Origin of the sequence: Paenibacillus sp. FSL R7-0345 (assembly GCF_038595055.1) — a bacterium.
Classification (GTDB): domain Bacteria; phylum Bacillota; class Bacilli; order Paenibacillales; family Paenibacillaceae; genus Paenibacillus_AQ.
This window is the reverse complement of sequence record NZ_CP152002.1, coordinates 6,446,724-6,471,266: the sequence shown is the minus strand read 5'-3', so window position 1 is coordinate 6,471,266 and position 24,543 is coordinate 6,446,724. Positions and strand designations below refer to the sequence as shown.

At 49.5% G+C, this 24,543-nt stretch carries 18 protein-coding genes; 15 read left to right on the top strand and 3 right to left on the bottom strand.

The window, feature by feature from the left end; genetic code table 11:
* Positions 1 to 211: 211 nt before the first annotated feature.
* Positions 212 to 1,447 (top strand): argininosuccinate synthase, encoded by a 1,236-nt coding sequence (locus tag NST84_RS28075; RefSeq protein WP_342563295.1) that lies wholly within the window; start codon positions 212 to 214, stop codon positions 1,445 to 1,447.
* A gap of 216 nt (positions 1,448 to 1,663) precedes the next feature.
* Complete coding sequence (gene argH, locus NST84_RS28070; protein ID WP_342563294.1) at positions 1,664 to 3,079, top strand: argininosuccinate lyase; 1,416 nt, start codon at positions 1,664 to 1,666, stop codon at positions 3,077 to 3,079.
* Positions 3,080 to 3,233: 154 nt separating this feature from the next.
* Here the strand turns inward: argH and NST84_RS28065 are convergent, their stop codons facing one another.
* The gene (locus NST84_RS28065; protein ID WP_342563293.1) at positions 3,234 to 4,019 is read right to left on the bottom strand and encodes an alpha/beta hydrolase family protein; all 786 of its coding nucleotides are present in this window, start codon (positions 4,017 to 4,019) and stop codon (positions 3,234 to 3,236) included.
* A gap of 199 nt (positions 4,020 to 4,218) precedes the next feature.
* Between NST84_RS28065 and NST84_RS28060 the strand changes: the two genes are divergently transcribed.
* The 3 genes from NST84_RS28060 to NST84_RS28050 are packed head-to-tail and all read left to right on the top strand — an operon-like array spanning position 4,219 to position 7,162.
* Positions 4,219 to 4,785, top strand: coding sequence for a prepilin-type N-terminal cleavage/methylation domain-containing protein (locus NST84_RS28060; protein WP_342566541.1), 567 nt, complete (start codon positions 4,219 to 4,221; stop codon positions 4,783 to 4,785).
* Positions 4,769 to 5,350 carry a prepilin-type N-terminal cleavage/methylation domain-containing protein gene (locus NST84_RS28055; RefSeq protein ID WP_342563292.1) on the top strand — a complete coding sequence of 194 codons (582 nt, stop codon included), beginning with the start codon at positions 4,769 to 4,771 and terminating at the stop codon, positions 5,348 to 5,350. Before NST84_RS28060 ends, NST84_RS28055 begins: the two co-directional genes overlap by 17 nt.
* A gap of 12 nt (positions 5,351 to 5,362) precedes the next feature.
* Positions 5,363 to 7,162 (top strand): hypothetical protein, encoded by a 1,800-nt coding sequence (locus NST84_RS28050; protein ID WP_342563291.1) that lies wholly within the window; start codon positions 5,363 to 5,365, stop codon positions 7,160 to 7,162.
* Between the two features lie 84 nt (positions 7,163 to 7,246).
* Here the strand turns inward: NST84_RS28050 and NST84_RS28045 are convergent, their stop codons facing one another.
* Positions 7,247 to 12,031, bottom strand: a complete 4,785-nt coding sequence (locus tag NST84_RS28045; RefSeq protein ID WP_342563290.1) for a DUF5057 domain-containing protein — start codon at positions 12,029 to 12,031, stop codon at positions 7,247 to 7,249.
* Between the two features lie 309 nt (positions 12,032 to 12,340).
* Between NST84_RS28045 and NST84_RS28040 the strand changes: the two genes are divergently transcribed.
* The 8 genes from NST84_RS28040 to NST84_RS28005 all read left to right on the top strand — a co-directional run bounded on the left by NST84_RS28040 (position 12,341) and on the right by NST84_RS28005 (position 20,864).
* Positions 12,341 to 14,005 carry an ATPase, T2SS/T4P/T4SS family gene (locus NST84_RS28040; RefSeq protein ID WP_342563289.1) on the top strand — a complete coding sequence of 555 codons (1,665 nt, stop codon included), beginning with the start codon at positions 12,341 to 12,343 and terminating at the stop codon, positions 14,003 to 14,005.
* Positions 14,006 to 14,024: 19 nt separating this feature from the next.
* The gene (locus NST84_RS28035) at positions 14,025 to 15,074 is read left to right on the top strand and encodes a type IV pilus twitching motility protein PilT (RefSeq protein ID WP_342563288.1); all 1,050 of its coding nucleotides are present in this window, start codon (positions 14,025 to 14,027) and stop codon (positions 15,072 to 15,074) included.
* Positions 15,074 to 16,279, top strand: a complete 1,206-nt coding sequence (locus NST84_RS28030) for a type II secretion system F family protein (RefSeq protein WP_342563287.1) — start codon at positions 15,074 to 15,076, stop codon at positions 16,277 to 16,279. Before NST84_RS28035 ends, NST84_RS28030 begins: the two co-directional genes overlap by 1 nt.
* A 185-nt stretch (positions 16,280 to 16,464) precedes the next feature.
* A complete protein-coding gene (locus NST84_RS28025; RefSeq protein ID WP_342563286.1) occupies positions 16,465 to 16,977 on the top strand; it encodes a type II secretion system protein in 513 nt (170 codons plus the stop codon).
* 74 nt (positions 16,978 to 17,051) lie between these two features.
* Positions 17,052 to 17,801 (top strand): prepilin peptidase, encoded by a 750-nt coding sequence (locus NST84_RS28020; RefSeq protein ID WP_342563285.1) that lies wholly within the window; start codon positions 17,052 to 17,054, stop codon positions 17,799 to 17,801.
* A 15-nt stretch (positions 17,802 to 17,816) separates the two neighbouring features.
* Positions 17,817 to 19,463: a pilus assembly protein PilM gene (gene pilM, locus NST84_RS28015; protein ID WP_342563284.1), complete on the top strand. Its 1,647-nt coding sequence runs from the start codon at positions 17,817 to 17,819 to the stop codon at positions 19,461 to 19,463.
* Positions 19,450 to 20,049 (top strand): type 4a pilus biogenesis protein PilO, encoded by a 600-nt coding sequence (pilO, locus tag NST84_RS28010; RefSeq protein ID WP_342563283.1) that lies wholly within the window; start codon positions 19,450 to 19,452, stop codon positions 20,047 to 20,049. The genes pilM and pilO overlap by 14 nt, the downstream gene beginning before the upstream one ends.
* A gap of 212 nt (positions 20,050 to 20,261) precedes the next feature.
* Positions 20,262 to 20,864 carry a DL-endopeptidase inhibitor IseA family protein gene (locus tag NST84_RS28005; protein WP_342563282.1) on the top strand — a complete coding sequence of 201 codons (603 nt, stop codon included), beginning with the start codon at positions 20,262 to 20,264 and terminating at the stop codon, positions 20,862 to 20,864.
* Between the two features lie 258 nt (positions 20,865 to 21,122).
* Here the strand turns inward: NST84_RS28005 and NST84_RS28000 are convergent, their stop codons facing one another.
* Positions 21,123 to 22,553: a VanW family protein gene (locus NST84_RS28000; RefSeq protein WP_342563281.1), complete on the bottom strand. Its 1,431-nt coding sequence runs from the start codon at positions 22,551 to 22,553 to the stop codon at positions 21,123 to 21,125.
* A gap of 347 nt (positions 22,554 to 22,900) precedes the next feature.
* Here NST84_RS28000 and ftsE point away from each other — a divergent pair, with 347 nt between their 5' ends.
* Together ftsE and ftsX are read left to right on the top strand one after the other, a co-directional pair.
* Positions 22,901 to 23,587, top strand: a complete 687-nt coding sequence (gene ftsE / locus NST84_RS27995; RefSeq protein ID WP_342566540.1) for a cell division ATP-binding protein FtsE — start codon at positions 22,901 to 22,903, stop codon at positions 23,585 to 23,587.
* Positions 23,577 to 24,491, top strand: a complete 915-nt coding sequence (gene ftsX / locus NST84_RS27990; protein WP_342563280.1) for a permease-like cell division protein FtsX — start codon at positions 23,577 to 23,579, stop codon at positions 24,489 to 24,491. Before ftsE ends, ftsX begins: the two co-directional genes overlap by 11 nt.
* Positions 24,492 to 24,543: the final 52 nt, after the last annotated feature.

Here is a 24,543-nt window from a genome sequence, read left to right as displayed (position 1 = left end):
AGCAACGGAGTGAAGTTTGGAACTGTAGGAGCGATAGCGTTCGCCTTTGTCTTCGGATTTCTACCGCTTATAGCGGTTCGAATCAGGAAATCTGAAGACAACAGCGACCGGAAGTCCAAACATTCACGCAGATTGCGTCCGGGCACCGGAGCTCTATAAGCAGATTTCGGTAACCATCCTATACCCCCAACCGAAAGGAAGTTGCACCCCCATGCCTAAAGAAAAAATTGTACTCGCCTATTCCGGCGGGCTGGATACCTCAGTCATTCTGAAATGGCTGAAAGAAACCTATGATGCAGAGATTATCGCCTTTACCGCCGATATCGGCCAGAAGGAAGAGCTGGACGGCCTTGAGGAAAAAGCGCTGGCTACCGGCGCATCGAAGGTCTACATTGACGATCTGCGTGACGAGTTCGCGAATGACTTTATCTACCCGATGTTCCAGTCGGGCGCTTTGTATGAAGGCCAATATCTGCTCGGCACAAGTATTGCCCGTCCGCTGATCGCTAAGCGTATGGTGGACATTGCGATCGCAGAAGGCGCTACAGCCATTGCCCACGGCGCAACCGGCAAAGGCAATGACCAGGTCCGCTTCGAGCTGAATGCGGCGGCACTGTCGCCAAGCATCAAGGTGATTGCACCTTGGCGGCTGGAAGAGTTCCGCAACCAGTTCCCGGGCCGGGCGGAAATGATCGCTTATGCTGAAGCGAATGGTATTCCGGTACAGGCATCGGCTGCGAAGCCGTATTCCATGGACCGTAACCTGCTGCATATCAGCTATGAGAGCGGCGTACTGGAAGATCCTTGGTTTGATCCAAGTGCTCCCGAGAACAAAGGAATGTTTCTGCTCAGCAATGCCCCTGAGGACGCACCGGACGAGGCAGAATACCTTGAGCTGGACTTCCTGAAAGGGAACTGCGTAGCCCTGAACGGTGAAGCCCTGACTCCGCTGCAGGTTATGGAGAAGTTGAATGAGCTGGGCGGTAAGCACGGGATCGGCCGCGTAGACATGGTTGAGAACCGTTTTGTCGGCATGAAGAGCCGCGGCGTGTACGAGACACCGGGCGGAACCATCCTGTTCACCGCTCACCGCAAAATGGAGTCTATCACGATGGACCGCGAAGTAATGAACCTGCGTGACAGCCTGATCACCCGTTACAGCACCCTGGTGTACAACGGATTCTGGTTCGCTCCTGAGCGCCTCGCGCTGCAGGCACTGGTGGACGAGAGCCAGAAGAACGTAACAGGTACAGTACGCGTGAAGCTGTACAAAGGCAACATCATCGGCGCCGGCGTGAAATCGCCAGTCAGCCTGTACAACCCGGATATTGCGACAATGGAAGCCGATCCGACTCAGGCCTATGACCAGGGCGATGCAACAGGCTTTATCCGCCTGAACGCACTGCGGCTGAAGGTTTCCTCCGGCGTAGCGGAGTCTAACAAGTAGAATACTTAAAATATAAGGATTTATCAGTTTTACGCTATAAATCATCTTTATATTTCTCGCAGAAACGGATAACGTCCGGTTTAGGACGGTGTAGCCGTTTCTACTTAACCGCTCAGCGGTTTCATAGCAGAACATAACATAAGCGGACACCAGAAGGCCGTTCCTCCGACAGGACAGGAGCGGCTCTTCTAGCGTCCTGCAGAGGAGGACATAAAGGTGAGCAAGCTTTGGGGCGGCCGGTTTACTAAAGGGACAAACAAGCTGGTGGAGGAGTATACAGCATCCATCGGTTTCGATAAGGCACTGGCCGAGGAAGATGTGCAGGGCAGTCTGGCCCATGTCACGATGCTGGGCAAATGCGGTATTTTGCCGCAGGAGGATGTTGAGACAATCAAAGCCGGCCTGAATAAGGTGCTGGAAAAGGTCCGTGCAGGCGAGATTGAGTTCTCTGTAGCGGATGAGGACATCCACATGAACATTGAAAAGAACCTGATCGAGGAAGTAGGTCCAGTGGGCGGTAAGCTGCATACAGGACGCAGCCGTAACGACCAGGTAGCGACAGATATGCATCTGTATCTCCGCAACCGGGTAGTCGAGTTCGTAGGACTTCTGCATGAACTGCAGGAAGCGCTGATTGAACAGGCCAAAGACAACGTGGACACCATTGTGCCGGGTTACACGCACCTGCAGCGTGCTCAGCCGATCCTGTTCGCGCATCATCTGCTGGCTTACGTTTCAATGTTCCGCCGCGATGCGGAGCGCCTGACAGACAGCTACAAGCGGATCAACGTACTGCCGCTGGGCGCTGGAGCCCTGGCTGGAACGACGTTCCCGATCGACCGTCATTTTGTAGCTGAGCAGCTTGGCTTTGACAGTGTGTATGAGAACAGTCTGGACGCTGTCAGCGACCGCGACTTTATCGTCGAGTTCCTGGCTAACGCAGCGCTGATCATGACCCACCTGTCCCGGCTCAGCGAAGAGTTAGTGCTGTGGAGCAGCACCGAGTTCAGCTTCGTGGAGCTGGATGATGCGTTCTGCACAGGCAGCAGCATCATGCCGCAGAAGAAAAACCCTGACGTACCTGAGCTGGTACGCGGCAAAACAGGCCGCGTCTACGGCAACCTGATCGGCCTGCTGACTGTCCTCAAATCACTGCCACTGGCCTACAACAAGGATATGCAGGAAGACAAAGAAGGCATGTTCGACACAGTAGCTACGCTGACAGGAGCATTGCAATTGTTCGCACCGATGATCTCCACCATGAAGGTGAACAAGGGCCGGATGCGTGAAGCCGTTAACACAGACTTCTCCAACGCGACGGATATTGCGGACTTCCTGGTAGGCAAAGGTCTGCCTTTCCGCCAGGCGCATGAAGTCATCGGCAAAACCGTGCTCTACTGCATCAACGAAGGCAAATTCCTGCTCGATCTGACCCTGGATGAGTTCAAGCAGTTCTCTCCGCTGTTCGACGATCAGATCTACGCTGTTTTGCAGCCTGAGGCTGTAGTAAACGCCCGTAACGTCTACGGCGGTACAGCGACTGTTCAAGTCAAGGCGGCAATCGAACGTGCTGAAGCTTCCCTGCTTGAAGCGGGTAAGTGGGTAGCGCAGTACGCAGGTAGCGCTGAATAAACCTGTCTGACTCAGACAGGATAACAAAAGACTGCCCTCACCGCGGTAATCGTATGCGGGAAGGGCAGTCTTTTTTCGTGTGCTTCATACATTTTTGTATACGCTAACAAATTATTCGGGTACATCCCTTATTTATCTGTAGCAACCGGCCCTGCTATTTCTTTAGCGGCAGCCACTTCAGGATATCCTGGATTTTGGCATCCCAATACCCCCACTCATGCTCTCCCGGGCCCTCATCGTAAGTCAGTGACAGCGAAGTCTTGGCGCAGGCAGCGCGGAACACCTGATTATCTTCATAGAGGAAATCTTCCGTGCCGCAGCATTGATAGAGAAGCGGTTTGGGGCCTTTTGATTTGTCTGCTTGCTGAAGCAGCCACAGCAGATCATTTGGCGTGCCGGCGATATCCGTATCACCGAATATTCTCTCGTATTCTACTGATCTTTTGGCGGAATCCTCCGGATTCATGAAATGATGCGCCATATCAAGCGCCCCCGACAAACTGGCAGCAGCGGCAAAAGCCTCCGGCTTGCGCAGTCCCAGCTTCATCGCCCCATAGCCGCCCATGGAGAGTCCTGCTACGAAATTATCCTCACGTTTAGCTGACAGCGGGAAGAACGAACGGGCGAGCGCCGGCAGCTCCTCACTAATGAAGGTCCAGTACCGGCCCCCGTCTGCCATATCCGTATAAAAGCTCCTGTGCACCTGCGGCATAACCACAGCGATGCCCAGCTCAGCTACATAACGTTCAATCGAGGTCCGGCGCAGCCAGATCGAATCATCATCCGACAAGCCGTGCAGCAGATAGAGCGTCGGGTGAAGATCCCCTCTTTTCACATTGTTGAGTCCGATTTGCGTCGTAGTCTGCTGAGGCAGAATCACCGTCATTGAAGTACTGAGGCCAAGCACATCCGAATAAAATCTGCATTCGATCAGAGCCATATTCATTTCCTCCTTTTAGCACAAATAATAGCACAGCGTATAGCCGATATATAGAGTAGAAATCGTTGGAATTATTATGTCAGACAGGATTGCTGGGGTAAGAGGGGAAAGAATATAATGGATTTAGGTATTGCGGACTAATAGATAACCTTCGGGAGTGAGCAGAATGCCTCGGAAAGACAAGCATAGATTGAAAGAGATGAGAGAAAAGGGCTTCACCTTAATTGAAGTGCTGGCGGCAATAGTGATCCTGTCGATTGTGTCACTGGTGCTGACCTCCTACTTCAGTAATGCATTATCTTATTCTAAATCAAACCAGAACAAGACGATCATGGTAAACTTGGCGCGAAATGCGCTGTTTTATATGGAGAAGCAGGACTATCAGTCGTTAAGCCTCTATTTTCAAGGAAAGAAGGCTGAGGGAGGAAATCTTGCAATACCGGGACATTCAAGTATTAATGCTTCAGGCTGCGTACCCGTAACATCTACTGCAGTGAGTTGCAGCGACTATAGCAGTGCAGTGTCGGATCTGCAGACCTTGGCCAATGTGCTGAATCCTACAATCAACGGAATTGCTTATCACATAGACATTGAATATCAAGATGTTCTACATTCGCAAATGAGTACCTCCAGTGATCCGGTTGAGTCAGCTACTGCAAAGTATCTGCTGCCTGTACGGGTTAGAGTTAAGGATTCCGGCAAAGGCGGAGCAAATGTCAGACAGACCGTTGTGGAGGGATACATTACCGATGAAACGATTCGCTGACCGCCTGCGCAGGGAAGAGGGATTAACACTTATAGAGCTAATCGCCGCCCTGTCTTTATTTTCGCTGGTAGCCGGACTGATCTATGGTGTGATGATGTTCGGTATTCAGAGCTACGAGAGAGTGACAATGGAAAATACACTGCGGGATGAAAGTGACCTGCTGATGTCGGCAATCATTACGGAAATTTATACGTTTGCTCCTACCACAATCTATTCCAGTACAAGCTCCAATAACGGTGTGATGGATACGGCAATCTATCTGCAGAGGGATAACGTAAGCGGAGGGACAGAGAAGGTGAAGATCGGAATTTCGGATGGCGAGCTTTTGATAAAAGAAGTTCCTGCCGGTACCCCGGATAATGCTGTAACCCCTGCTACAAGCGGAGAGGATGTCCGTACCTCTATTACGTCTGAGCTAGTCCCCCCATCAAGTGTTACTTTACAGTGCAGTGCCAATTCCCTACAGCCCTGTGAGAGCGGGTTGATTAACATTAATCTTTCTCTGGAGGTAAAGCATGGGGATAATAGCCGCAGACTCGATTTGGAGAGCAAATTTGGATTTTAGGAGCGTTAGACTATGGGGATTCGGATAAAAAAGGATGAGAACGGTTCTGCTCTGGTGCTGGTTATGTTTCTTGTGCTGCTGCTTACAATACTTGGCCTGGGGGTTCTTAGTGCGACAATTGGCGGGGCAACGCGTAGTGAAACGAGAGAAAATGATGTACAGTCACTGCACCTTGCCCAAAAAGGTCTTAGTGAGGCTACAGCCTATATCCAGTCCCAATTGACAGGATTACAGCTTGAGAATCTTGATCCGGAGCAGCTTGAAACGATTTTAAGAAATCTGGACAATAATAAATCCAGTCTGAAGGTGAGCACTGAACTGGAATCCACCAGTAGTGGTACTGTTGAGGGAATTGATTTTTTAGGTAAAAAGATTGAGAAGCAGTCTATTCAATATACGATCAATATAAGCTCCTCAGCTATGGTAAACGGAGTTAAGCGGAAGCTACAGCAGCAGATTATCATTGACAGCTATCCTGACTTCCTTAAATATGCGTTTGGTTCGGAACAGACATTGACTCTAAACGGGGCACCACTGCTGCAGGGTAATATATATGCCGGACAAAGGCTGGTAGTAACCAACACCCCGGAGTATATTTACAAAAATCAGTTCTATGATGATCATACAATTAACGAATTCCCTACAGTGGCTATGGGCAGTGATACCAATGCCTTAGGTGAAGTACATGTACAATCCATGAACAGTATTGAATACGAGAAAAACCGGACAGCGGCTGAACATCTCCCACAGGACGAAAATAACAGGAATCAGGTTTTAGCTGAAATTCTGCATATTACGCCAGACAAAATCAAAATTAAAGAGCAAAAAAAGTTCGTCCAGATTAATGTGGAAGAGTCGTTCCTGGACAAGCTGTCACAGGGTTTGCTGACAGGTCAAAATGAGACTGCACAAAAGAACCTGCGGGATGATCTTCGCGTTGCCTATAATTCTGGGATATCAACATTAAATGGCATGCTGAATAGCCGCACTGGAGTCACACATATTAATGGTATGCCGATAGCTCCTACCAAAATTAATCCGGACGAATCGACACAAGCACAAATTGATCAGTATAATGCTGATTATAACCAGTATAAAAATGAGTTGGGAAAATTGGAAAAGCTGGATTCTACTGTAGTGTTTAACGGAAATCTGCTGGTAGACGGAGTGGAATACAAGAGGCTGTTTTATCCACAGTCTACAAACGGCCAAACCGACCCAAAAAGTGGAACCGCACCACGCTGGTTCATCGTTACTGGTAATCTGGAGCTGAACAACTACAATCTCAATGACTTTTTGGATGTCCGTGCCAATATTCTGGTTACAGGCGATGTGAAGATCAAGGGAGACGTCAGGTTTGATTCAACCATGTTCGTTCTTGGCGAGACGGTCATCGAGGATGCCAATATTAAAGGGATACAGCAAAATGGCACAACTAAAGAACTGGTGTTGATCTCGAAAGGCAGTGTGCTGGTAAACCGTCTGAACGCATTTGCTGTCAGCGAACCTTCAGCTACAGATACTATGGAGGCCTTTTTCTACACGGATTCCAGCGGGGAGCTCTATGGTGTGGGTTCGATGTTCCGGCTGAAGGGCGGTTTCTTTGCCAAAGGAGATTTAACGGTGAATGCAGTAATTGGCAAGGTTGATGAACCGGCAGTAAGCGGCAAGCTGCTAATCGATCAGACAGTGGATTTGAGGCGTTTTGTAATTGATTATAAATATGATATCTATGCAAATCAGCAGTCCAGTCTGCCCAGAGTGACAAGTGTAAATGTGCATGTAGGCCCGCTGCAGCTGATTAATAATTAATAAGCTTTCATAACAAAAGAGAGCCCGTTGCCGACAGGAATTACCTGCGGTAATGGGCTCTTCTTATTTTACATTCGGGACTGGTCAGTAGCGGTCATCGTTAGTGAGCGGTTTTACTTTGATAAGTGTGCTCGCCTTGATTACCGGATTATTAGGGTCATTAGGATTGCTGTCATAGGTTACTGTTACCAGCGTGCTTCCCTTTTGCTTGGCAAAGATAATTCCCTGATTGTTTATTGTAACTGGATCTCCAAACGAAGCTATTCCGGGATAAGTGATTTCCCATGTCAGTTTATCCCTTACATCAGCAATTGAAATGTCACGCGGCATAAACCAGAGTTCTTGGTTAAGATCCAGCGGAGGATTACCAACGGTAAGCTCATACTTATCTTGGGCAAAGGCCATGGAATTAAGCTGCAGGATCTTGATTACTTTGGTTTTAGTCACTGTGCCGGCTATGAAAGTTACAGTGAGCGAATCTGTTGCTGCGATACCCTTGAGCGTATATTTAGTTTTATCGGTGTCGCCTTCTGCCCTGGTTAATTGCGCATAGTTTTCACCGTTACCAGGCAGATCCCAAGTTATCTGATAGTTGTCCGCATTATTGGGCTTGAAATCGCTGAGCGTCAGACTGATAGATTCGCCAACCATTACACTATCCTTGCCGTTGATTGTAAAGTCTGTCAAAGGATTCGTAATGTTAATTACCCGACTAGCCGGAGTTCCTGGCAAAGGATTATTACTGCTGGTGACTGTTACGGTAACGGTATAGCTTCCTGCTTGAGTTGCTGTAAAGGTTGCCGGATTCTGATTAGCACCGCTGATCAGGTTCTGCAATACCTTTCCGTTAGAATCTTTAACTTCCCAGGAATACTTAATATCAGTTTCAGTCTGGGTGCTATTGTATGTTGCAGTTAAACTAATTGGCTGACTAACCTGTCCATCAGTTGCTGAGATCGTCACACTCCGTACGGGAAGCGGATTCTCAACAATAATGGTGGCAGTATTGCTGATAACATTACTACCGTCTCTGGCAACCGCCACGACTTTTGCGGTTCCGGCTGTAAGTCCGGTAACCAGCCCGGTGCTGTCAATTCGGATAATGCTGCTGCCTTCTACAATTCTCCAGTCCACATCTTTGTTATTAGCATCAGCAGGTAAAACTTCAGGCAGCAGTTTTAGCGTGTTGTTAACTAGGATTGTACCGCCGGACAAATTGATGGAACTGACCTTCACAATGGCCTCCAGATCAATTCTGGAAAAGTTCATCGTTACCGGTATAAGCGGTAAAGCTGTCCCCGTAGGAGCAATAGTTGGGGCAACTGTCGGTGCTATCGTAGGAGCAGCTGTTGCTGCCGCCGTAGCCGTAGGAGCTGTTGTAGCCTCTGTTGATGGCATTGCCGGCCAGGAGCCGGTGAACGGGTACGCATAAGTGATATCTACTCCGCTGCTCCCTACTGGTGACAACTTTTTGCCGATAATAGTCCCTTCATAAGTGCCGGTTAATTGAATGCTCGCATTAGGTGCCAGAATGGATTCCTTAATCGCATAGCTTTCTGAAAGTACGGATGTTGCCTGGTAAAAGTTGAATAAAACATTGTTAGACTTAACATTTACCAGTGTAATAGAACCATTCCCGAACTTGGCTGAAGTGCCAACAACGTTGATAATTACAGTTGAATCTGCAGGAGCATCAACTTTTACAGCACTGATGTGCTTGGAATTATCCTTAAGGGTGACATAGAATACATTAAGCTTTGGATCAGATCCTTTAACTGTGAAATCATTTCGGTCATTAGCAATAACAGCATCTACTTTAGTTCCCGGCAGCGTCGCCAGATAGTCTGAGAGCTTGATTAAGCTTTCATTAACTTTTGCAAAAGGGAATGAGCTGTTCTGTTCGGTATTTTTAAGAAGATAGTCAGGAGCCTTAACAGTGCCGCCATAATAAGCCTTGCCGTTTATTGATCCTCCCCAATTGCCCCAATCTATATTCTTACCGGCTATTAGTACGGCTCCAGTCTGATTGGCTGGCAGCCCACCGCCTAAGGTTAACCCCTGAGCTGTTATAGACCCCCCGGCCGCTGTCCGCCCTTTATTCTGAAAAGAGGTCGGCGAGTAGTCGATATCTTCCAGCATATAAATGGAGTAGTCCTTGGCTATTCCGAGCGATGTAATCGGCTCAGATGATCCGGGGAATACAACCGGCGTCGGTGTAGGAGCCGGTGTTGGCGTTGGTGTCGGTGTTGGCGCAGCTGTAACTATCGGTGTAGCTGTAGCCGCCGGTGGAGCAGGCGCATGGATTTCATTAAAGGTTATTTTAGAATTATCCATAATATATGATTTCTTTTCCTGCGGTACTGCAGTTAATGTGAATTTGTAAACCAATGGAACCGAAGAATCTGTAGGGTTAACCGGCTTATAGTACTTCTCTCCATTGGTGTCGGTAGTTAAATTATAGTTAATATCCGGGAAAGTGCCTGTTATCGTGTATCCTTCCTGTAAAGATCCAGTTTTAACAAGATAATCTGGCAGGGTACCGGTAAATTCCAGATTGGCCGGGAAATGCTCAACATACTTCAAGCTGGAAATGACCAGCGACTGCATGCCCTGATAGTCTGTCTGAACCAGGTTATACTTGATGGCATTTGGCGAAATGCTGTAGTCAATCGTAACCGGCTTTCCTTTTTCAATTGTTGTTGCCGACTGGTTGCGGCTAATGGACATTGAAGCATCCGCTTTGCGGATTGTAACAGGGATCGTCGTTGATACCATTGCGCCCTGCGCATCTTTTGCCGTAATTACAATCTGTACGTTTCCGCCTTCCGGCAGCGGATTTCTGAAGGTCTTGGTCACGACTTCTTCTGAGAAAATCTGCTGATCGGTAACGGTCATATCGGTTAATTCCTTATCGTTTACCATAAACTTGATGCCAGTATTCAGTTTGCGGTCTTTAAAATCCAGATCGGCCACGGAATAGCTGACAGTCAATTTGTCCTGGTAGGACGGAATAACCGACTCAGGCACCGGAGTGTATACAGTGATCTGCGGAGCATGGTTGGCACCCATAAATGCTCTATACATCGTGTTGACAAACAATTTCTGCTCCCAATCAGGGAAGACAGCGAGCTTACTGGAAAGCCCCGAGCCGAAAAGATGGCCGGTACCCGAGTAAGTCACATTTCCTTTGGAGTAGGTGTAATAATGGTTCCAGCTGTCGTCAGGCGTGCGCTTATAAGTGTTGTTAGAGGTGCCGCCTAATGAGTTGTCCGATTCACTTAAAATATTGTACCAAGGAATGACTTCACGGTCCTCCAGGTCAAGTGTGAAATACTGATTATGTGTAGGAGCTACTTTTGGTTCTGCAATGTTGACCTGGGCACCGGTGGCATCCTGTTTACTGAGGTAAAAAGGATACTGCATCAGCAGGCCGTCATTTACCGGTTTGACCTTTGTTGACATATTCAATGCATTATGGCCAAAATTTACAACGGGGTCCTTTTGCCCGGTAATATCCTTGAAATTGCTGACCCAGGTATTGCTCCCGTATATATTGATCACCGTATCATGAGTGAACATGGCGCTCTGTTTGGAGACCTGAATGAAATCCTTGACGGCAGTTATAGAGTGGGCAGTCAGGGTCGCATACTTGTAATATTCATCACGGAATCCGAACAGCAGCATATCGTAGACACCGTTAAGGCCATACTGGCCTGTAGCTGCAAAAGTATCCTTGGTATATGCATTGAATTTATCCATTGTCATGGTAGTGATTTTTAGCTCGTAATCTTCTTGGTTCAGATAAGCGCTCTGCATATTGACTGCATTTGTCAGATTGCTTTGATCTGAGCCGGGTGTAATCTGAAGCACCTTAACAATGGTTTTCTCCCCGCGGTAACGGATACTCCCCTGTTCGAAATCCTTTAACTGCTGCGTACTGGCAGGATCACTGATTTCCAGCTTCCAATACAAAAGGCCGGAGAAGGTCCGGGGAAGCGTGTATTCCAGTGTTCCGTTACTGCGGTTTACTTTAGCGGAAGCTACTACCTGCTGCTCTCCCATAGCGATTGATTTATCAAGATTAATATAAAGTTTAACCGTCAGCGGATTATTCGCCAGATTAGCAGCATTGCTAATATTAAAGTTAAATGATAGCTTGTCTCCAGGCTTGTAGACCTTCCCGTTTGTGGCGGCAGGGTTATAGTTACTGATCTCATTGCTGTTGGTAATCTGCAGCTGCGGACGTTGTTTAAGCCCGGCGAGATATCTGGAATCGCTGCTATTCAGATCTGTAAAAAATTCGGTAAGCTTGGCGTCGTTCCAGAAGAATACATTGGTTTTGGAGTTACTGGTGCGAAGAGAGTTAAATGTATCGTAAAGAATACCTCTTGAGCTTGCCGGCTGAGCTGCCTTGTCGATGAAAATCTGGTCATTGAAAATAACATATAACCCCTTATTAATAAAGAGATTAGTAATGTCACCCGCTCTAAGATTAGTGATGTCATTCTGAATGGAGCTGGTATCCATGGCTTTAGCCCGTTCATCTACAGACTTATCCTTGATATTTCCAAGAGTAGCAGGGCTGTAAGTGCCCTTGCCAATATATAAAGCATCATACTGTCCGTCCAAATCATCGCGGAGAGCAACAAATTTCTTCATGCTCATGGTAACAACCGTGAGATCAGGAATACCGGATGTAAGGGAGGTGAGCTGGCTAATTCCGTCTTGTGTTACTTCGAGGATCCGGATCGGATAAACAGTCTGATCTGCGTCAATCTTGGATAGCAGACTCCATACAGGAAGTATAAGCAGCATCAGCAGGGCCAAGCCTGAAACAAAAAACAACCTTTTCTTCTTCATACGCTTCATCATCATCTCTCCCTGGCCGATATATAATTTATGCTTCCTGTCAAAAGCAATTGTATTATGTCATATATTAGGTTTATGTGGAGGGCATTTTCGTTGTAAAAAGTTCCAATCTATGCTATATATCATTCTAGGACATATTTAGTAGATAGGCAATTAAAAGATGTGCGTATTTTGCAGAAAAGTGAGTCTATATAACTATAAAATTTGAAATATTCTTACAATATTCATAGGTTAAAATAAGCAGGACTGCAGAAGGGTTCTGAAGCGGCTCCGTATGACAAAATTTAAGCGCTCTGGAGTGAAAAGGGTATGGCTATCGTGAAAAAAAGACTGGGAGATTTGCTGGTCGAGAACGGCATTATCTCTCAGGAACAGCTTGAAGAAGCGCTGGTGGATCAGCGTAAATCCAAGCGTAAATTGGGCGATCTGCTGATTACCCAGGGCTATATTACCGAGCAGCAGCTCATCGAGGTTCTTGAATTCCAGCTGGGCATTCCCCATGTCAGCCTGTTCAAATACCAGATCGATCCGGCTATTACGCAGATTATTCCTGAAAGTATGGCTAAGCGTTATCAGGTGCTTCCATTCATGAAAGAGGGCAGCAAGCTGATGGTGGCGATGGCCGATCCGCTCGATTATTTTGCGATTGAGGATTTGCGCATGAGCACCGGCTTCCGTATCGAGCCTGCGATTTCCAGCCGGGATGAGCTGACCCGGGCGATTGCACGACACTACGGCATGCGGGACTCAATGAGCCAGATGATGGTAGAGCTGCCGACACAGGAAGAAATTGAAGAAACCGAGATTACAGATGAAGATTCTCCGATTGTACGGCTTGTGAACCAGATGATTCAGCAGGCTGTGTCGCTGAGAGCGTCGGATATTCATGTGGACCCGGGTGAAAATAACCTGTCCATCCGTTACCGGATTGACGGAACGTTGCGTACAGAGCGGATTATCCCCAAGCAGATGCAGGGGTTCATCACAGCCAGACTCAAGATTATGGCCAAGCTTAATATCGCTGAGCGGCGGCTGCCGCAGGACGGCCGGATCAAGATGCAGTTTGATTACAAAATGGTCGACATCCGTGTATCCTCGCTGCCCACTATGCACGGCGAGAAGATTGTACTCCGTCTGCTCGATCTGAGCACCGGTGTGAAGACTGTTGACAGTCTGGGATTCAGTGACTGGAATGCCGGAGCTTTTCAGGACATGATCAGCAAGCCTTATGGCATTATCCTGATTACAGGACCTACGGGGAGCGGTAAATCAACTACCTTGTATGCAGCACTTAATCAGTTAAACACCGAAAGTGCCAATATTATAACAATCGAAGATCCGGTGGAGTATCAGCTGGAAGGGGTCAATCAAGTGCATGTCAATCCGGCGATCGGGCTAACCTTTGCCGCCGGCCTGCGCTCGATTTTGCGGCAGGACCCGAACATTGTCATGGTGGGGGAAATCCGTGATACCGATACTGCAGAGATTGCCGTGAGGGCATCTCTTACAGGCCATCTGGTATTATCCACACTGCATACGAATGATGCTGTCAGTACAATTCTGCGGCTGCGTGATATGGGCGTTGAGCCCTATCTGATCGCCTCCTCGCTGCTAGGAGTAGTAGCACAGCGGCTGGTCCGCAAAATCTGCCCCGATTGCCGGGAAGAGCATGCACCAACCGAGCAGGAGTCGATCATGCTGCGCCGGTACGGCCTGCCTGACCGGGTGATCTACCGCGGCAGAGGCTGCGGCAGCTGTAATAATACCGGCTTCAGGGGCCGGATTGCGATTCATGAGGTACTAACCATTAATGACCGTCTGCGCCAGATGATTACCGATTCCGCATCCATTGAGGAACTCCGGGCGGCAGGTAAAGCTCAGGGGATGGTTCAGCTGATGGAGGATGGATTCCTCAAGGTCTCCAAAGGAATAACCACCCTTCAGGAGGTTATGCGCGAGACGGTTTCGCATTAGAGTTTAGGGGGAGACAAGAGTGCCAGCCTTTTCATGGGATATTATTCAATTGCTATATATGGCCTATGCTTCCAAGGCTTCAGACCTGCACATTTCGGTAGGTTCTCCTCCGGTCATGCGTATAGACGGAAAGCTGCAGCCGCTGGAAGGTGAAAAAGTCAGCTCCGAAGCAGCGGCCTATATGGCCGATACGCTGCTTGGCAGCGAGAGAAGCGTAGAGTTCCGCAATAAAGGGGAGTTCGACTTCTCTTATCCGCTGGATGACGGAGTAAGATACCGTGTGAACGTGTACCGGCAGCGTGGTCAGGTCAGTATTGCTGCGAGATCTATACCTGCTCAGATCCCAAACCTGGAGCAGTTGTCACTTCCCGGAGTGCTGTCCAGCCTGGCAATGAAGCCCCAAGGACTGATTCTGGTAACAGGCCCTACTGGTAGTGGTAAGTCGTCAACACTTGCCGCCATGCTGAATTACATTAACCGGACAGCCAGCAAACATATCGTTACACTGGAAGATCCGATTGAGTTTCTGCACAGCCATGGAACATGTCTGATAGATCAGCGTGAAGTAGGCAGCGATACCGGCAGCTTCGCCAGCGGTTTAAGGGCAGTGCTCCGGCAGGACCCTGATGTCATTCTGGTAGGGGAAATGCGCGATCTGGAGACAATCTCCGCGGCAGTTACGGCGGCAGAAACAGGTCACCTGGTTATGGCTACACTGCATACAACGGATGCGCCACAGACGATTGACCGGATTATTGATACGTTTCCGGGCCATCAGCAGGGCCAGATCCGTTCACAGCTGGCATCGGTACTGTTGGCGGTTCTTTCGCAGCGTTTGTTTCCGCGGGCCGGCGGTAAAGGCCGATTGTGTTCTACCGAGCTGCTAATTAATACACCGGCAGTGGCTAACATGATCCGGACCGAAAAGACCCACCAGCTTAAAAATGTGATGCAGACGAGCCGGGCGCTCGGTATGCATACGCTTGAGATGAATATACGTGAGCAATTGCAGCTGGGGCTGATTCAGCCTGAAGCGGCCAGAGGTTATCTCACGGAGGTGAGCGGCTGATGCCCCAATTCGAGTATCAGGTCCGGACCAACGCAGGCAAGCAGCTCAAAGGCAAGCTGACAGCCTCAGATAAGGGCTCGGCAATGGAGGAGCTGCGCAAGCGGGGGCTAACTGTGTTCTCGCTGGTTGAACAGAAATCCTCCATCCTGTCGATGGAGATTTATATCGGCAATCCGGTGAAGACCATTCACTTTATTATCTATTGCCGGCAGTTCGCTACCTTAATGCGTGCCGGAGTATCCATTGTAGATGCTACACGGATTCTGGCAGAGCAGACAGAGAGCAAGCCGCTTAGCAAAGCACTTCAGGATGTGAACTCCAGCCTGCTGCGCGGGGTGGCCTTGTCACAGGCGATTCAGGATCATAAGAAGATTTTTCCGCCGCTATTCATCAGCATGATCCGGGCAGGGGAAGAATCCGGTGATCTGGAGGGGACACTGGAGCGGCTGGCGGTTTATTTTGAGAAGCAGCATACGACTACGGAAAAGATTAAATCGGCACTAACCTATCCGGTCACTGTTGCTGTGATGGCTGTAGCTGCGGTTGTCTATCTGCTGTGGGCCATTGTGCCCCAGTTTGTCAGCATGTTCGAATCTATGAATGCCGAGCTGCCTGCTATAACTAAGATGGTATTAGCGCTCAGCAAAAGCATTCAGAGACAATGGTATATCTGGCTGGTTGTTATCATTCTGCTGGTGGCCGGTTTTATGATCGCCAAGCGGACTGAGAAGGGTGCCTATGCGCTCGATTATGCCAAACTCAAAATTCCTGTATTCGGCAAATTGAATCAAAAGGGGTCAATCGCACAGTTTACGCGGACCTTTTCGTCGCTCTATGCCAGTTCTGTGCCTATTCTCCAAGCTTTGTCGATTGTGGAGGAGGTCGCCGGGAACAAGGTGATCGGCGGATATATCCGCAGTGCTGCTGACTCATTAAGACAGGGGAAGCCGCTCTCGGAGCCGCTGAAGAAAGCATGGGTATTCCCGCCGCTGGTTACCCAGATGATTGCAATTGGGGAAGAAACGGGGGCACTCGACCAGATGCTCTCCAAAGTAGCGGACTTTTACGAGATGGACGTAGAGAATACGGTGGACCGGCTGAAGTCCTTGCTGGAACCTTTGCTGATAGCTTTCTTGGCTGGAGTAGTAGGCGTGATTGTGGCAGCAATTATGCTGCCGATGTTCAGTCTGTATAGCAACATGTGAGCCATGTGCTCTTTGGATAGATTGAGAGGGGTGACGCCAGGCAGGCGAACCGGAGCAAACTTCAGAACCTGCTGGACTGGAATAGGACGAGTACAATGAGACGACAGTTACACGACAACACGAGATTATACAAATTTCTTAGTATAGGTCTTATTCAATATCAACCATTATGAGGAGGAAAAGTCATGTTGACACAGGCGATTCGTAAGAAGCTGAGCAAGGCGGGTAAAGAGGAAAAGGGGTTTACGCTGATTGAGTTATTGGCAGTTGTTGTTATTTTGGGCATAATTGCGGTGATAGCAATCCCACTGATTACTGGCTTAATTAATAAAACGGGTGATAAATCAGATCTAGCCACAGCAAGACAAGTTTATGAAGCTTCGCGCCTCTATATAACAACTGAGTTAAATGGTAAAGCTGGAGATCTAACCATTCCAGTTATTGGATTAAAAGCTACTAGTACAGCAGCAGCAACAGGACTATGGGGCAACGGGTATATAGAGGATGATATGGTATTACCTAGTAACAAAGAAAAAATAGTTGGTGGAAATGTACATTATGTTGGTGATAAATTAGCTGATACAGCAGCAGCTGGAAGTGTAGCCGCAGTTCCAGCTGTTACTCTCATTACAGCAAATAAAACTGTGAGTTTTACGGTTGCGCAAATTATGAAGAGTGAGCTTTCTGCTACTCCGTAATAATTTATTTATACTCAAGGAATCGGAATTCCCGATTCCTTTTTTAAAATCCACAGAATAGGAACCCAAACCCAATGACCATTGTTATCGCAGTATACATCACGCTTCTGGGCCTCATTCTAGGGTCCTTTTATAATGTAGTGGCGCTGCGGGTGCCGGCGGGGGAGTCGCTGGTGCGGCCGCCGTCGCATTGTACCAGCTGCGGGAAGCGGCTGACGGCGCGGGATCTGCTGCCGGTGGTAAGCTACATTCTGGCTGGCGGCAAGTGCAGGCATTGCGGGGCAAAGGTATCACCACTGTATATGCTGGGTGAGGCGGCAACCGGTCTCCTGTTCTTATGGATTTACCTGCAGTTTGGATTGACCGGTCAAGGGATCACCGGCTTTGTGCTCGTCAGCCTGGCGGTAATTGTAACCGTGGCTGATCTGAAGTATATGCTGATCCCGAACAAGGTGCTGCTGTTTTTTCTGCCGCTGCTCCTGTTACTGGTCGTTTTTTTTCCGGAAGGGCCGCTATGGTCCCATCTGCTGGGAGGCGCTGCCGGCGGCGTTATTGTGCTGGTGCTGGCCCTGCTGGGGGGGATGGGCATGGGGGATGTGAAGCTGTTCGCACTGCTGGGCTGGGTGGTCGGCTTTCCTAATGTTATTTTGGCGTTTATGATAGCTTGTGCACTGGGAACGATTGCCGGAGGGACGCTGCTGCTGCTGGGGAAGGTGAAGCGCAGACAACCCGTTCCGTTTGGACCGTGGCTGGCGGCCGGATCACTGATTGCATTCGCTTACGGTTCACAACTTATCAGCGGTTATCTCGCGCTCATCCGTTAGGAGGAACTTTATAGCATGTTTGGAATAGGTAACAAAGCGGCCGGTGTCTCCATTGAGCAGACGGGTATCCGCTATATCAGCTTCAAGAATAATCAAGCCAAGCCAGTCCACAAAAAAAGATTTATGCCGCTGCTGCCGGGCATGATCGTCGAGAACCAGGTGGCCGACAGTGAGGCGCTGCTGGACCGGTTAAAACAATGGGTAAAGACCAAGGGTCTGCGGGGCAGTACAGTCAACCTGTCGATCCCGCCTTCACAGATGATTATCCGCAAAATGACGATTCCGAGTACTGTGGACAAGCAGATTGACCAGCTGGTGAAGCTGGAGGTCGAAACCGGGCTGCATCTGCCCTTCGAGAATCCGGTATACGATTATGTGATTACCGGGCAGGATGAGAACGAAAGCCAGCTGATTATTTTTGCAGCGCCGCGTAAAGTTGTGCAGGACTATGTAGATGTGCTTGAAGATGCCGGCCTGAAAATCAAAAGCGTCGAGGTGTCGGCAACTGCGCTCGCACGCAGTATTGTTGCCGGCTACGGGCACTCTTTTAATGAGACGATGCTGATTCATCTCGAGCAGTCGCTGCTTGATATTTATATGTTCCGCAGCGGCAATCCGGTGTTCATGCGGACGATTAATCTGGTGGATCTGGGCCAGCCGCAGCCGCAGACTCTCCCGTTTGACTTAAACAAAGAACAGCCGTTTCCGGCTGAAGCGGAAGCCGCGGCTACTTCAGCGTCACAGGAACACTTGTCTGCTGAGCAGATCGTGGAGATTACGGCGGAAATCTCGCGGATGCTGAGCTTTTACCAGTACAGCTTGCATGACGGCTCCACGCGGATTACAGAGCTGCTGATTACAGGTGCGCCTGATATGCGCAGACAGCTGCAGCAGGAATTGCAGTCGGCGCTGCCTGAGCTGGCGATTGCCCCAATTGCCGTTGACCAGTTCTCGGCAGGCCTGAAGCCGGACAGCAGCTTGAACGATTATCGGGTAGCTGCTGGCGCTGCACTGCGCGATCCTAAGCTGCGTAATATTAATCTGCTGCCGCGTGAAGACCGCGAGACGATTGCCTTTCCTTATTTTGCAGTCACGCTCGCTGCCGTCTGGGTGCTTGGCGCAGTCGGAACTGGGATTTTATACGCCTCTGTACACGGGGAATATAATGAACAAAGTATACAAATTCAGAGCGTACAGGAGCAGAATGCCGCGCTGCAGCTTGAACTGGCCAGCCTGAACAATGGCGGAGCCGGAAGCGGAAGCTTTGACCGGGCAGCGATGATTGAAGCTTTATCTGCAAGCCGGGTAAATGCAGCGGCTGTGCTTAATGAACTTAAGTCGAAGCTGCCTTATGCCGCTGCGATCCGGGAGATCAGCTTTTCCTTCCGTGGAGAGCTGCTGCTAACCGTGAACTTTACAGATATGTCGCACAGCGGGGCGTATCTGACTTCCCTGCGGGGCATGCCGTTCGCACGCGAAGCGGTCATTGAGAAGTTAACCGAGGGCGGGGCAAGTACCGGAACAGCCGCTGGCGGTGTATCTAATCTGATCAAATACACAGCAGTATACCGGGTAAATATGGCTCCTGAAGTTACAGAGACGCCAGCAGCTGATGTGCAGAATACTACGGAAGGGGGAGCGGATATCAGTGGAGCAAATTAACAAGTACCGCTCACCGATTGTAATGGGTATGCTCATCCTGTTTCTGATTCTGCTGGCTTTTTATATGCTGGCGATTCGTCCGGTAAGCAGCGATATAGCTATGCAGAACAGCGAGCTCTCCCTGCTGGAACGGGAAAGATCCGTGCTGGAGAACAAGATCAATGAACTCCAGACCGCCGGAGACAACCTGACTTCAGATGAAGAGACCTTACTGGCGGCTATTCCGCTTGGGGACGGTAATGAGGCACTGATCAATGACCTGAAGGCAATCGGCAGCAGCTCACATGCCAGGCTAAAGGATATCGGATTCTCGTTGACCGGTACAAGTACAGCTAGCACTTGGGCGGGAGTACCGGCCACCTCTGCAGCCGGGCTGCAGGAGATCAAGATGACAGCTGTTGTGGAAGGCGGATATATTGAGATTCACGAATGGCTGAAGCAGCTGAATAAAATGCCAAGATTGATTACGGTCGATTCCTTTGCTTTTCAGCAGCCTTATGAGTTTCCAACCGCGCAGAAGCCGGGTAGTATCCTGACGGCCAATGTGGCTTTTACAGCATATTATCAAGTAGATTCAACCGAATAACCGCGGAACTTTATATGATTTAATATCTGCTCCGTTTTCCTGTTCAGGGAAAGCGGAGTTTTTTGTACCCCTCATACATTAAATCCGTTTTCATTATTGGAAGGATTGGGTATTTTAGCTTACAGGCTGCCGTAAGGTATAAAGTAATGAACATTGCAAAGAAGATACCCTGCACTCTACTTAATGAAGCAGAATAAAAGGAGGAAATTACGATGAACAAAAAATGGATGATCGGTACACTGGCATTATCTCTGGGTCTGGTTTCGGCGGGAAGCGGGGCGCTGGCGGCTTCGCCGGCTGCAGGAAGCACAGCTATCAAAACAGTAGCAGCCTCTTTGCCAGGCAAAGAAGGTCCTGCGACGATCAACAATCTGACGGTCAAAAGTGTTATTCCGCTGGTTGTGCATGCCAAGAAGCTGTACACCTATTCCAATGCGGGCGGCAATACCCATGGCATGGAAACTTTTATGTACAACGGAACGGAGTACCGCTACCTTTCCAGTGATCTCGGTACGAAGCAGCAGCTGATGAATTACATAAAAAGAGCATACACGCACAATGCGGCTGCCTTTTATGCACAGACTCAGTTCATTGAAGTGAACGGCAGAATGGCGCAGATTAACGAGGACTTGGGCAACCAGCTGCAGTACGATAAAGCTACAGCCGTTATGGTCTCCAAAACAGCAACAACTGCTGTATTTGAGCTCAGTGTGCCGCAGCAGGACGGGCAGGGGGATAACGCCGATGTTGTGGTCAAGCTGAAAAAAGTAAACGGCTACTGGAGAATTGATATGTCGCCGGACACTTTATTCTAGTAAAAGTTAACCGGTCAGGTCAGAGGTGTGAATGACGCCTGCATACTTGCCTTCACGGGTTACGATGATGCAGTCCGCTTTGTGGGTATCCGCCCGGTTCATGGCTGCAGCCCATAAGGATTCATCCTTTCTGCTGCTAGTCTCCCTCCAGCGTAACGCTCAGGCGTAAACTTAAATGCTGTTCCAGGTAATGGCAATGTAAAAAAGACGGTCAGAGCTGATTCTGACCGTCTTTTGCAGCGGAAGAGCGGGTATATGTCATTCGTTGCTGCGTACGCCGTCCTCAACAAGCGGTTTCCTGGCAGGCTCAGGCTGGACTGCTTTGCTCATTCCTCCCCGGTTGATGGCGATCACCTGTTTCTGTGCCGGATAGACATCCCGGGAGAGCTTTGTTGTCTCCGCTGCTGTACCGTCAACATAACGTGTAATATAGGTTTCTACTACATACCCGACCTTACCGCTCTGAATCACGCGGGTGCCTCCGCGGGGCAGCGAGGAATCACTAACGTATCTCGCCGCAGGCTGCAGAATTTCCACAGTCTTGGACTGTACGGTATAGTAGACGTTTTTCGGGAACGTTCCAAACAGCTTCACGGTCAAGGTACGGCCCTGAACGGCCGCTTTGATGATCAGGTATTTGCCGGTATTGTTGCGGAACCGGAAGTTAATATAACCCTGGGCAAACGTAGCATCCTGGCCCTTTGGCAGATAATTGACCGGCAGAGAATGGTTACGCCGTTCCACAATCTCAAGACCGGCTCTGAGCGCAGCATTATAAAGGGTGCTGGATACCTGGCAGATCCCTCCGCCCGTCCCGGGCTGCAGCTTTCCGTTTACAATAACCGGCGCTTCCCGGAGACCGGAGTCCCGCTGGGCTTTTTCAATGGCCTTGCCGTAATCGAATATAGCTCCCGGCGGCAGGATCGTGCCGTTCACCGCTTTGGCGGCAGCTTCCACGTTAAAGGTACGGCCGGGTCCGCTTAAACCCAGGGAAGTGCTGAACTGCGTGATTTTACGTTCAATTCCCTGATCCTGAAGCGCCTTTAAGGTTATTGCCGGCTCTTTAACAGTCAATGGCACTTCAAGACTAAGGCTCTTGCCCTGCAAAGTGTCCGGACTAATGAGCTTTACCGGCAGAGCCGCCTGCAGAGCAAGCTCAAGCCCGTGCCAGTCCACTTCATAGGACGTAGTTTCTTCGGTATAGACTACCCGGTCATCGTCAGTAATGCGCCGGGTGGCATCAGCCGGAATGCCGAAGGATTCGTTTTCCCAGGCCGGACTTAAGCTTGACTGTAGCTGGTCTATTTCCAGATGGATGCCCAGCTCCCAGCTTTCTGCGAAATGGTGCCGGGTTTTGGCCCGCTCAAGCATTCTTCCTTCAGCCAATGCCTTCAAACCCTGAAGGAAGTCCTCAGCTTCATAAGTCACACCAGCCTGCTGCAGGGTAACGGTCATCTCTGTATTAGCGCCTGCCTTGAGAACCAGGGGAAGGGATTCAAGGGCCTTCAGCCGGACTGCCAGTACGCTGCGGACTTCGGCTATGTCCATGCCGCCGATCTCCCAGCCGGCCAGCCGGGTGTTCTTGGGCAGGGTCTGCTGGCCTCCATATACATGAAGCCCGCCGGCTAGCAGGGATCCGGTCAGCAGCAGCGTGATGGCCGCAATGAGGGCGAGGTGGATTTTTTTCATCAGAAGGTCTCCTTCGGGGCGGCGGATTTGCGCAGGGCAGCAGCGCAGGCCGGAAATAAAAGCTTACGGATTATGCATTCCGGCCGATATATAGATGAAGCTGCAGCGGCTGGCAGGAATTTGTTAAGCGATGCTCGAATGTATTACAAAGTAACGGCAACCCGCTATTCGTGGGCTTGTTTTATGTATATGACCGGGTTCAGAAAAACTTTCGGGGTACTAAACTGGTTACAGATTTGTTACAATAGATAAGCTTGTGGTTAGGGCAGTTTATGGAAGCTTCTGCGGTCTGGTGTCGAACCTGACGAACGGCCGGCAGAATACGACAAAATCGGGAAGTGATAACTTTGATCGAAATGCAGGATGTGTGGAAAACGTATCCCAACGGGACTAACGCTCTTCAGGGAATATCCGTCAAGATTGACCGCAATGAATTCGTGTATGTCGTCGGACCGTCCGGCGCAGGAAAATCAACCTTTATGAAATTAATTTATAGAGAAGAAACACCGACGAAAGGCCAGATTTCAGTAGGCGGGTTCAATATAGGCAAGCTGAAGCCGCGTAAAATTCCTTATGTAAGGCGCAATATCGGCGTAGTGTTCCAGGACTTCCGGCTGCTGCCGAAGCTGACAGCTTACGAGAATGTTGCTTTTGCGATGGAGGTTATTGAGGCCCCCAAGAAAATCATTAAGAAGCGTGTCAACGAAGTGCTTGATCTCGTAGGACTGCGCAGCAAAGCGAACCGCGAACCTTCCCAGCTCTCAGGCGGAGAGCAGCAGCGGATTGCAATTGCCCGGGCAATTGTCAACAATCCGTCGGTTATTATTGCGGACGAGCCTACCGGTAACCTGGACCCGGAGACCTCCTGGGGCATCATGCAGCTGCTTGACGAAATCAATTTCCGCGGCACAACGATTGTAATGGCTACCCACAACAGGGATATTGTTAATAAGATGCGCAAACGGGTGCTGGCGATCGAGCATGGCAACATTGTCAGAGACCAGGTGAGAGGGGAATACGGTTATGAGTTTTAAAACCTTCTTGCGCCACATGCGGGAAGGCTTCAAAAACGTATTCCGCAACGGCTGGATGTCGGTGGCTTCCATCACGTCTATCGTCGTCTCCCTATTCGTGCTCGGTGTCTTTATACTGCTTGTACTTAATGTGAATTCCATCGCCGACAAGGCGGACAGCCAGGTGCAGATCAATGTGCATCTGACGCTTAATACCGATCAGAAGATGCGGGAAACCCTGCAGAACGAAATCGGGAGCATGCCGGAAGTAAGCAAGGTGGAGTTCGTATCCAAGGAGCAGGGGCTGATTGAGTTCCGTGAGGATATGGGACCGGATGCAGCTGAGCTGCTTGATGGCTTTGACGAAGATAATAATCCGCTGCCGGACAAGCTGCTGGTTGAAGTTATCGAACCGACCACAGTCCCGTTTGTAGCAGATAAGATAGAAGCACTAAACAAAACTCATACTGAACAGCCGATATATAAAGTGAACTACGGTAAAGGCTCAGTGGAGACACTGTTTAAGATTACGCGTGCTGTGCGCAATATAGGCTTTATTTTTGTGGCAGGACTGGCCTTGATGTCCATGTTCCTGATCTCCAATACGATTCGTGTAACGATTCTCGCCCGCCGCAAGGAAATCGGCATTATGAAGCTGGTGGGGGCGACGAATGCTTTTATCCGCTGGCCGTTTTTTATTGAAGGGGCTTTGATCGGGCTGATCGGCTCGCTGGTGACCTCTGGGATTCTGTTTCTCGGTTACAGCAGTCTGACCCGCTCCGTCCAGGGAGATCCGATGCTGGGCCTGCAGCTGATTCCGTTCAATGAAATCTGGGTTCTGATGAGCGGACTGCTGATAGGTCTGGGTATGCTGATCGGAATTTGGGGAAGTACCGTATCGATCCGCAAGTTTTTGAAGGTGTAGAGCTGTTTCTGACAAGAGAATGACATTATAAATTTCGGAGTAAAAGGATGGG

Bases quoted from the DNA above. Each gene is read 5' to 3' on its own strand.
- NST84_RS28075 (WP_342563295.1), top strand. From the start codon at position 212: ATGCCTAAAGAAAAAATTGTACTCGCCTATTCCGGCGGGCTGGATACC.
- NST84_RS28065 (WP_342563293.1), bottom strand. From the start codon at position 4,019: ATGGCTCTGATCGAATGCAGATTTTATTCGGATGTGCTTGGCCTCAGT.
- NST84_RS28060 (WP_342566541.1), top strand. From the start codon at position 4,219: ATGAGAGAAAAGGGCTTCACCTTAATTGAAGTGCTGGCGGCAATAGTG.
- NST84_RS28055 (WP_342563292.1), top strand. From the start codon at position 4,769: ATGAAACGATTCGCTGACCGCCTGCGCAGGGAAGAGGGATTAACACTT.
- NST84_RS28050 (WP_342563291.1), top strand. From the start codon at position 5,363: ATGGGGATTCGGATAAAAAAGGATGAGAACGGTTCTGCTCTGGTGCTG.
- NST84_RS28045 (WP_342563290.1), bottom strand. From the start codon at position 12,031: ATGAAGCGTATGAAGAAGAAAAGGTTGTTTTTTGTTTCAGGCTTGGCC.
- NST84_RS28040 (WP_342563289.1), top strand. From the start codon at position 12,341: ATGGCTATCGTGAAAAAAAGACTGGGAGATTTGCTGGTCGAGAACGGC.
- NST84_RS28030 (WP_342563287.1), top strand. From the start codon at position 15,074: ATGCCCCAATTCGAGTATCAGGTCCGGACCAACGCAGGCAAGCAGCTC.
- NST84_RS28025 (WP_342563286.1), top strand. From the start codon at position 16,465: ATGTTGACACAGGCGATTCGTAAGAAGCTGAGCAAGGCGGGTAAAGAG.
- NST84_RS28020 (WP_342563285.1), top strand. From the start codon at position 17,052: ATGACCATTGTTATCGCAGTATACATCACGCTTCTGGGCCTCATTCTA.
- pilM (WP_342563284.1), top strand. From the start codon at position 17,817: ATGTTTGGAATAGGTAACAAAGCGGCCGGTGTCTCCATTGAGCAGACG.
- NST84_RS28005 (WP_342563282.1), top strand. From the start codon at position 20,262: ATGAACAAAAAATGGATGATCGGTACACTGGCATTATCTCTGGGTCTG.
- NST84_RS28000 (WP_342563281.1), bottom strand. From the start codon at position 22,553: ATGAAAAAAATCCACCTCGCCCTCATTGCGGCCATCACGCTGCTGCTG.
- ftsX (WP_342563280.1), top strand. From the start codon at position 23,577: ATGAGTTTTAAAACCTTCTTGCGCCACATGCGGGAAGGCTTCAAAAAC.